The sequence below is a fragment of the Bradyrhizobium sp. genome (assembly GCF_016462955.1).
Lineage (GTDB): Bacteria > Pseudomonadota > Alphaproteobacteria > Rhizobiales > Xanthobacteraceae > Bradyrhizobium.
In genome coordinates, this window is record NZ_JAEMSD010000091.1 from 1 (window position 1) to 804 (window position 804).

1 protein-coding gene and 1 pseudogene are annotated in these 804 nt (G+C 66.2%); both read right to left on the reverse strand.

Translation table 11 applies throughout. The annotated features are described in order from the left end of the window. Positions 1-616, reverse strand: a 616-nt coding sequence (locus tag JHD07_RS12415; protein WP_291622407.1) for an ABC transporter ATP-binding protein, incomplete at its 3' end; no start/stop codon positions are given. Then, positions 613-804, reverse strand: a pseudogene (locus JHD07_RS12420) (metal-dependent hydrolase); the annotation flags it as partial. The gene JHD07_RS12415 and the pseudogene JHD07_RS12420, both read right to left, overlap by 4 nt.

The following is an 804-nucleotide window of genomic DNA, read 5'->3' on the forward strand; positions in this document are numbered from 1 at the left end:
AAGCCTGGTCCGCGATCTTCAGCGCGGCCTGTGCGTTCTGCTCGACCAGCAGGACCGAGACGCCGGCAGTACGGAGCTCGGTGACGATGCGGAAGATGTCGGCGACGATGATCGGGGCAAGGCCGAGGCTCGGCTCGTCCAGCATCAGGAGCTTCGGCTCGCCCATCAGGGCGCGGCCCATCGCGAGCATCTGCTGCTCGCCGCCGGAGAGCGTGCCGGCGAGCTGCTTGCGCCGCTCCTTGAGCCGTGGAAACAGCGCATAGACCCGCTCGATCGAGGTCTTGGCCTTGCTCCGCTCGATGCGGAAAGCGCCCAGCTGGAGATTGTCCTCGACATTCATGGTCACGAACAATTCGCGGTGCTCCGGCACGAGGCCGAGCCCCATCGCGACGCGGTCCTCGATGTCGAGGCGGGCGAGATCCTGGCCCGCAAAGGCGACGCGGCCTTTCAGCGGCAGAATGCCCATGATGGCCGAGAGCAGCGTGGTCTTGCCGGCGCCGTTGGCGCCGACGATGGTGACGATCTCGTTGCTGCCGACCTCGAGCGAGACCGAGCGCACCGCCTCGACCTTGCCATAGGCGACATGCGCGTCGGTGACGGACAACAGCGTGCTCATGCCGCCACTCCGAGATAGGCCTTGATCACTTCGGGATTGGTCTTGATCGTGGCCGGCGTGCCTTCGGCGATCTTGGTGCCGAAATCGAGCACCACGATGCGGTCGGCGAGGTTCATGACGAAGCCCATGTCGTGCTCGACCAGCAGTACGCTCATGCCGCCGTCGCGCAGGTCGCGCAGCAGCGTCGC